Below are 6,871 nucleotides of genomic sequence, written 5' to 3' on the forward strand. Positions count from 1 at the left end.
ATCCTCGTTGGTCATGCGAATGCACCCGGAGGAGTTGGCCTGTCCGACGGTCCATGGCTGGTTGGTGCCGTGGACGCGATAAAGGGTGTTGCCGATATACAATGCGCGCGCGCCCAATGGATTGTTCGGTCCTCCCTCGACATGCGCGGGCAGGAAGCGGCCTTTTGATGCTTCTCTGGATCGCATTTCGGCCGGCGGCCGCCAATCTGGCCAGTTCTTTTTGCTCGAAATCGTGGCGCGGCCGGACCACTCCAATCCCTCTTTTCCAACGCCCACCGTGTATCGCAGTGCCCTGCCGTTCCCCAGGATGTAGTAAAGCCGCCGCTCCGTGGTGTTGATCACGATCGATCCCTTCGGTTGAGCCTCGCTGAAATGCACGATCTCCCTAGGGATTGCCGACCACTCGGGCCGGATTTCTCCATCCGAAGTCTGGTCGGGAGCGGCAGGGGAGACCAGCACATTTCTTGCCGGATCGTAAGTCCAGCTTCGTGGGTCATAACCGCCATTCGATTGGGCCTGGGCTGGCGCCATGGCGGCAATCGATGTGGCGGCTATCAGAACTGATGCGCACAATCTCCGGATAAAGCGCGGGCTGACCAGGACTTTGCGTCCCGCAACGCTGAGGGGAACAGGCAAGTTCGCCAGCCGGATCATGATTGCCGCCACCAAGAACGATCCCTTCTGCCTCCAGGCGTTCGGCCGGCGATCACCTGATTCCAGCGCGCACCATATCGCTTTGCTGACGGTTCGCAACATTTGGCACCAAATGCTCGTGCGCAATCCAATTGGACTTCCAATTCTGCGATGCGCACGATAGAGTGAATCGGCGGATCAACCATGAAACAAGCGACGCGGGCCATCGCTCGTGCGTCCCTTTGCGATAGGACCGATTTTGACGGGACGCGATACCTGCCATGCGGATCGGTGCTCGGGAGCCAGGGCTGCTTTCTTTGCTTGCGGTCTTTCGACGATCCTGGCGTTCGGCCTTGCCTCGTCGCAGGCCAACGCCGCCGAACCGCGCTGGCCTGCCGGCCCGTACAGCTATATCACCGTCGATCAGTCGGTGGCCGACGCGCTGGTCGAGCTAGGCCGCAACATGCGGACGCCCATGCGTATCAGCAAACTCGTCAAGGGGCGTTTAAGCGCCGGCATGCCGGTTGGAACGGCCCGCGAGTTTCTGCAAGAGATCTGCAATCGATATGGGTTGGTCTGGCATTTCGACGGTATCGTCATGAACGTCGCGACCGAAGCTGAAGTCCGGACGGAAATGATCCCGCTTGATGCCAATATGGCTGCCAGTGCGGAAGATCGGCTTTCGCGGCTGGGGGTCATCGACCCGAAGTTTCCTATAAAGGTGTCCAAGCAAGACGATGTTGTCTCGGTATCGGGGCCGCCGTCCTACGTTGAACTTGTCAGGAAAACGCTGGGAGTTCCTGCGGCGCCGAGCACGAAGCAGGATGATGGCAAAGTTGTTCCGGTCCGCGTTTTCCGCGGAAGGCAGGCGGAGGCGCAGAATGTTCCCTCCGGCAAACCGAACTAAGGAAGCAGGAGGGCAGGTTCATGCAAATCGCGCCGATTGGAGCCCTGGAAGCTACACTGGCAAACTTGACCACCAGCATAGCTTCGCAGCAGCAGATCACCGCCGGCACGGCAGCCCAGCCGGGTAACCGAATGGTGGGTGCCAATCAGGAAAAGCACGATGCCGCAAAGGTTACGATGCCTGAACGCGGTGATGTCGCTACACGGGCAGGCCAGCAGGTGGCGCAGGCATCTTCAGGAGCCAGTCCTGCAATGGCCGGACAATCCTCCAAACTGGAAAGGACCGAACCGGTCGCCGAACACAAGCTGTTCGACTATCTGGCCGAGGTGGAAAAGGCAGGGGGCGGGGCGTTTGAGGATCCGTCGGCATTGTTCGGTTCTGCGGTTCAGTCGCTGGAAGGAACCATGCAGCAGGTCCAGAAGGCCATTGGCCAGGCAAATGCCCCAGCGAATGCTGAAACGGCCGCCATGCAGGACGGCGCCGGCAAGGCCGCCCCATCAGCCAAGGAAGGCGAAAACGCCACCGCAAAAAATGCTGAGCAACTCCTCGAACGATCCATTTCGGTGATGTGGGCAGCCGCCAATCTCGAGGTGGTCACGAGCAGCGTGACGGCCGTTACGTCGTCCGCCAGCACGCTTATCAAGCAACAGTGAGCGCTACGGAGTGTTCGTGCACACACTATCCTTGCAGCGGCGGTCAACACTATTGAATCGATTCGGCGTCCGGTGCCGCGTCGCGCTCGTTGTGGCGGCCATGCTTGTGCTCCAGGCGTGCTCGGTTGAGCTGTATTCCGACCTCAACCAGCGGCAGGCCAACGAGATCGTGGCCACGCTGATGCGTCACGGGATTCCGGCCCAACGCGAGGCCGGCAAGGACGGCAAAATGACGGTTTCCGTACAGAAGGACCGTTTCGCCGAAGCCATGGCGATTCTCGACGAAAGCGGATTGCCCAAACAGGAATTCCAGACGCTCGGCGACGTGTTCAAGAGAGACCGGCTTGTATCCTCGCCGGTCGAAGAGCGGGCAACGATGATCTACGGCTTGAGCCAGGAGCTTTCGCAGACGATCTCGGATATCGACGGCGTAATTTCCGCTCGCGTTCATCTCGTATTGCCGGAAAACGATCCCCTAAGACAGCGACTGGTGCCATCGTCAGCTTCCGCCTTCATTCGGCATCGCGCGTCCGTCGCGATGAATGAGCTGATCCCGCAGGTCAAGATGTTGGTGGCAAAGGGTATCGCCGGGCTGACCTATGACAATGTATCCGTCACGCTCATTCCGGTGACCCCGACGGTCCCTGAGCAAGGCATCGGCGAGGCAGGTTTCACAACATTCCTCGGCCTCTGGCTGCATCCCGACAGCGTCGCCGCCGCGATGTGGCTGTTTTACGGCATGACGGCGGCCATACTCGCGCTGGCTGCCCGGCTAGCCTACGTCCAATGGTATAGACGGCCCGGTGTCTATGCGCTCGATGCTTCGGCAATGCCTGTGAAGAAGACATGATCCAGGCCGGCTCGAAGCAGACTGCCAGCCCGGAATGGCGGGCATTCATGTCCAATCCCGCAGGCTATGCTGATGCGGCCCGGCTAGCGGAATGCTTTGACGGCACGATCGGCGAGGCTGCCTGCGAGCGCATGTTGCGGTCGCAACGCCTGCATGAGCGATTATCGCAGCTTCTGCTCGACCATTATGGACTCACTTGCGCAATTTCCGACGAGCCCCCCAACGCGGTGGATCGGGCGATCGCTTTGTCGTCGGGTGAGGAGTTGGAGGAAGTTGCGCTTCGTGCCGGCGCGATCTACTGGGCCGGCAGTCTGGTCACCGCCATCAATAAACGCCAAGCCGCCGCATTGCAGGCAGCACTCGGCCCGGAAATCTGCGCTTTCGCAGTCGCCAACCGCGATCTGACCGGTCCAATGCAGCCGTTGGAGCCGATGGAAGATATTCATCGTCGTGTCTATGCCGACGGCTTGCGTTGCCTTGGCGCCTGGTGTCAGGCGATGCCCGGCGACACGAGCATGCGAGTTCGCCTCAAGCTGATGCCGCATGAGCTTGTTGACCAGACGACGGCCAAACCATTTTCGGAAGCTGGTCCGGCGATTGTTCGACGGGCGATGAGTTAGACGAGATGGGCGAACCGGGCAAAGCGACCACTGGTGTGCCGAGGCGCCCTAAAGGCCGGATCCTGCGCGCTGCCGAGGCACGCGCCTGGCGAGATGGGCACGCCTTTCTCGACGAAGCCAGGCGTGCTGCGCAGCAGTTGCGTGACGCCGCGCGGCGAGCCTATGCGGCCGAATATGCGCAGGGCTACGAAGACGGTAAGGCGCAAGGCGGCGCGGATGCCGCGCGTTTGGTGAGCGAGACGGCGGTCAAGGTAGATCGCTATCTTGGTGGGCTGGAAGCCGAAATCATCGATCTAGCCCTCGATGTCGTCAGGCGAGTGCTGGGAGAATTCGACGTCAGCATGGTTGTCGCCAAGGCGGCCAGGCAGGCGGTCGCTGACATTCGCCGCGCCAAATATCTGAAGGTCCGACTTCATCCCGCTTCCGTTAACAAAGTTCGCGACGAACTGAACGCGGTCCTGCGCGAGAGTGACTTGGGCATGACGGTCGAGATCGATGCGGATGATACGCTCGCGAGGGGCGCCTGCATCCTCTTGACCGATATTGCCGTCATTGACGCCAGCATCGACGCACAGCTCAGTGCCTTTGCCGCTGCGATTTCATCAAAGGCCGAGGCGCCGACATGACAAGTCCCGCCATCGAGATCGAGAGCCGCCTCGCATCGATCGTTCCGAACCTGCGTTCCGGTCTGCGTGACGATGCCAGCCGACCCAGAAAAGGGCGTGTACGGCGAGCGACCGGCACGGTCATTCATGCGACGGTGGAGGAGGTTCGGATCGGCGAGATATGCAAACTCGTCGATCCCAGGACCGGCACGGCGACCAAGGCGGAAGTCGTCGGGCTCATGGACGACATGGCAATCCTTGTTCCGCTTGGCGATCTCACCGGCCTTTCAAGCCTCACGGAGGTTATTGCGACCGGAAAGACCCAAACGGTTTCCGTCGGGCCCGGCCTGCTTGGTCGGGTGATCAACGCGTTCGGCGAGCCATTGGATGGCAAGCCGCTTTCGCCGGGTGGCATTACCGGCAGCTATCCGGTCAATGCCTATCCGCCATCTCCGCTGGAGCGCAGTTTGATTTCCGAGCCTATCCAGCTCGGGATCCGCGCCCTCGATGGGCTTCTCACCTGCGCGCGGGGGCAGCGCGTCGGAATCTTCGGCGAGCCTGGTGTCGGCAAGTCGATCCTGCTTTCGGATATCGTCAGCGGCACCGACGCAGATGTTGCCGTGGTTGCTCTTGTCGGCGAACGCGGACGTGAAGTGCGCGAATTCGTCGAGCATCAGCTTGGCCCGGACGGGCTGGCGCGGGCAATCATCGTCGTCGCGACGTCCGACCGGCCGGCGATCGAGCGCGTCAAGGCCGCTTATGTGGCGACCAGCATTGCCGAATATTTTCGCGACCAGGGCAAGCATGTATTGCTGGCAATGGACAACATCACGCGGTTTGCCCGTGCGCAGCGCGAGATTGGCCTCGCTTCAGGCGAGCCGCCGACGCGTCGCGGTTTTCCATCTTCGCTTTTTGCAGTTCTGCCCCAATTGCTCGAGCGCTCAGGGCCTGGCCGCGTCGGCTCCATTACAAGCCTTTACAGCGTTCTTCTGGAGGGCGATGGCACGCTGGATCCGGTTGCCGAAGAAATCCAGGCGCTTCTCGACGGGCATGTTTTTCTGTCAAACGAACTTGCGCAGCGCGATCATTTCCCGGCCATCGACGTGCTTCGCAGCCGCAGCCGGCTCATGGACACGGTGGTGCCGGCTGAGCATCGGTCGGACGCCGGCCGCTTGCGGGAGCTGCTCGCCCGCTACGCCGACGTCGAATTGCTGCTGCGCGTCGGTGAATACGAGAAGGGCAGTGATGCGGTGGCGGACGAGGCGGTGGCGAAGATCGACACCATCAACACCTTCCTGCGACAGCCGTCGGCCACACACGAGACCATCGAGAGGACACGCGAACGCATGCGGGGGATTGTCAATGAAAGATCGTGACATGATCGCACGATTGCACGACCTCAGGCGCCGCGGTGAAAAGCGCGCAAACGAAGCGGTCATAAGGAGATATGCGGCTGCGCAGCGGGCCGCCGGGGAGGTTCAGGAAGCAGCCGTCGCGGTCAGGGAGCACCTCCAGCGCACAGCCGACGCCGAGGATGCAGCGTTCGGTTCGCTTGTTGGACAACCGGTGAAGGCGGTCAGCCTTTACAGGCTTCAGGGACAGTTCGAGATCGCCGCCAGGCAAACCGAACGGCTCCGGGAAGACGAGAAGATGGCCGGCGTCACCGGGCAACGACGCAAAGCGGAGTTATCGGCAGCCCGCAATGATCATCGCGCGAGCATGAAGGCCGTGACGAAACTGGACGGGCTGCTGGAGCATCTGACCAAACGCACTGCGCGTCGTCGCCTCGCGCTTGCCGAGCTTTCCGAGGAAGACGAGCGCAGTCCACTGCGCTTGCCCACAGAACGATAGTCCAATCCGTCATCGTGAATATGGAAGTGTGATGCCTCAGGCCTTGGCGTCGGCAAAAAAGAAAGCGCGCGCAGAACCGGTGAGACGCACACCCTCGAGCGTTGGCGAGCCGCTGACATTGGAGTCTGTTGCGGCTGTGGAGGTTGAGGCATTGAACGCCTTCTACCGCCGCCGTGCTCCCGCACAGATCTCGGTTGTCGGGAAAACCATGGCGATCGCGGCCGTCTGGCCGGCAACGAAACCTCAGGACCAGCCGCTATGCACGATTTCGTTTACTGCCGGAGGCACGGCGGGCAAATTGCGCCTGCCGCTTTCTGTCGTCGAACGAGGGCTTGCCAAGGCTGACGAGCTAGTCGACGTGAAACGACTGGCACCCGCTCACGCCGCGCTGCTGATGGAGTCCGTATTCGAAGAAGATCTCGAATGGATCGAGAGCAGGCTGGGCGAGAGGATCGCTATCACCTCGATCGAACCAAGAGACACCGTTTTGGATAAAAGCGCGTTCGCGTTCGTCCTGACCAGCAAGGACGAAACCATAGATTGCGCCTTGCACACCGATGGCGTTGGTCTGGCCGTGCGGGCCGGGGGCTTTCTCGACGAGATCGTGAAAGCGAGGCCATCAATTCCTGCCGAATTCCCGTTGCCGGTCTGCCTTTGGCGCAATGCGCTTACGATCAGCCTTGGCGAGCTTCAAGGTCTGCAGCCCGACGATGTGGTGCTTTTCGATGACGAAGAGGAAGAGGCGGCATTCG

Annotated in this window: 9 protein-coding genes; 8 read left to right on the forward strand and 1 reads right to left on the reverse strand. The window is 61.1% G+C overall.

Annotated elements, in window-relative coordinates; all coding sequences use genetic code 11:
- The coding region (locus EOA85_RS23180; protein ID WP_245485964.1) for a L,D-transpeptidase at positions 1–654 on the reverse strand (654 nt) is incomplete at its 3' end.
- Positions 655–892: 238 nt separating this feature from the next.
- Between EOA85_RS23180 and EOA85_RS23185 the strand changes: the two genes are divergently transcribed.
- From EOA85_RS23185 to EOA85_RS23220, 8 genes are all read left to right on the forward strand, one after another.
- Complete coding sequence (locus tag EOA85_RS23185) at positions 893–1,540, forward strand: type III secretion protein (RefSeq protein ID WP_245485966.1); 648 nt, start codon at positions 893–895, stop codon at positions 1,538–1,540.
- Positions 1,541–1,560: 20 nt separating this feature from the next.
- A complete protein-coding gene (locus tag EOA85_RS23190) occupies positions 1,561–2,193 on the forward strand; it encodes a hypothetical protein (protein WP_127211315.1) in 633 nt (210 codons plus the stop codon).
- Between the two features lie 16 nt (positions 2,194–2,209).
- On the forward strand, positions 2,210–3,043 hold the full coding sequence (gene sctJ, locus EOA85_RS23195) for a type III secretion inner membrane ring lipoprotein SctJ (RefSeq protein ID WP_281033773.1): 834 nt from the start codon (positions 2,210–2,212) through the stop codon (positions 3,041–3,043).
- A gap of 47 nt (positions 3,044–3,090) precedes the next feature.
- A complete protein-coding gene (locus tag EOA85_RS23200) occupies positions 3,091–3,663 on the forward strand; it encodes a SctK family type III secretion system sorting platform protein (protein WP_164759820.1) in 573 nt (190 codons plus the stop codon).
- A gap of 5 nt (positions 3,664–3,668) precedes the next feature.
- The gene (gene sctL, locus EOA85_RS23205) at positions 3,669–4,289 is read left to right on the forward strand and encodes a type III secretion system stator protein SctL (RefSeq protein WP_127211318.1); all 621 of its coding nucleotides are present in this window, start codon (positions 3,669–3,671) and stop codon (positions 4,287–4,289) included.
- Positions 4,286–5,644 (forward strand): FliI/YscN family ATPase, encoded by a 1,359-nt coding sequence (locus EOA85_RS23210; protein WP_127211319.1) that lies wholly within the window; start codon positions 4,286–4,288, stop codon positions 5,642–5,644. Before sctL ends, EOA85_RS23210 begins: the two co-directional genes overlap by 4 nt.
- Positions 5,645–5,657: 13 nt before the next feature.
- On the forward strand, positions 5,658–6,119 hold the full coding sequence (locus EOA85_RS37660; protein ID WP_164759821.1) for a hypothetical protein: 462 nt from the start codon (positions 5,658–5,660) through the stop codon (positions 6,117–6,119).
- Positions 6,120–6,327: 208 nt separating this feature from the next.
- The coding region (locus EOA85_RS23220) for a hypothetical protein (protein WP_206523352.1) at positions 6,328–6,871 on the forward strand (544 nt) is incomplete at its 3' end.

Source organism: Mesorhizobium sp. M5C.F.Ca.IN.020.29.1.1 (genome assembly GCF_003997375.1).
In the GTDB taxonomy this organism is placed as follows: domain Bacteria; phylum Pseudomonadota; class Alphaproteobacteria; order Rhizobiales; family Rhizobiaceae; genus Mesorhizobium; species Mesorhizobium wenxiniae.

What these genes read in the sequence shown, in the direction of transcription:
- EOA85_RS23190 (WP_127211315.1), top strand. Translation starts at nt 1,561, where the DNA reads ATGCAAATCGCGCCGATTGGAGCCCTGGAAGCTACACTGGCAAACTTG.
- EOA85_RS23200 (WP_164759820.1), top strand. Translation starts at nt 3,091, where the DNA reads ATGTCCAATCCCGCAGGCTATGCTGATGCGGCCCGGCTAGCGGAATGC.
- sctL (WP_127211318.1), top strand. Translation starts at nt 3,669, where the DNA reads ATGGGCGAACCGGGCAAAGCGACCACTGGTGTGCCGAGGCGCCCTAAA.
- EOA85_RS23210 (WP_127211319.1), top strand. Translation starts at nt 4,286, where the DNA reads ATGACAAGTCCCGCCATCGAGATCGAGAGCCGCCTCGCATCGATCGTT.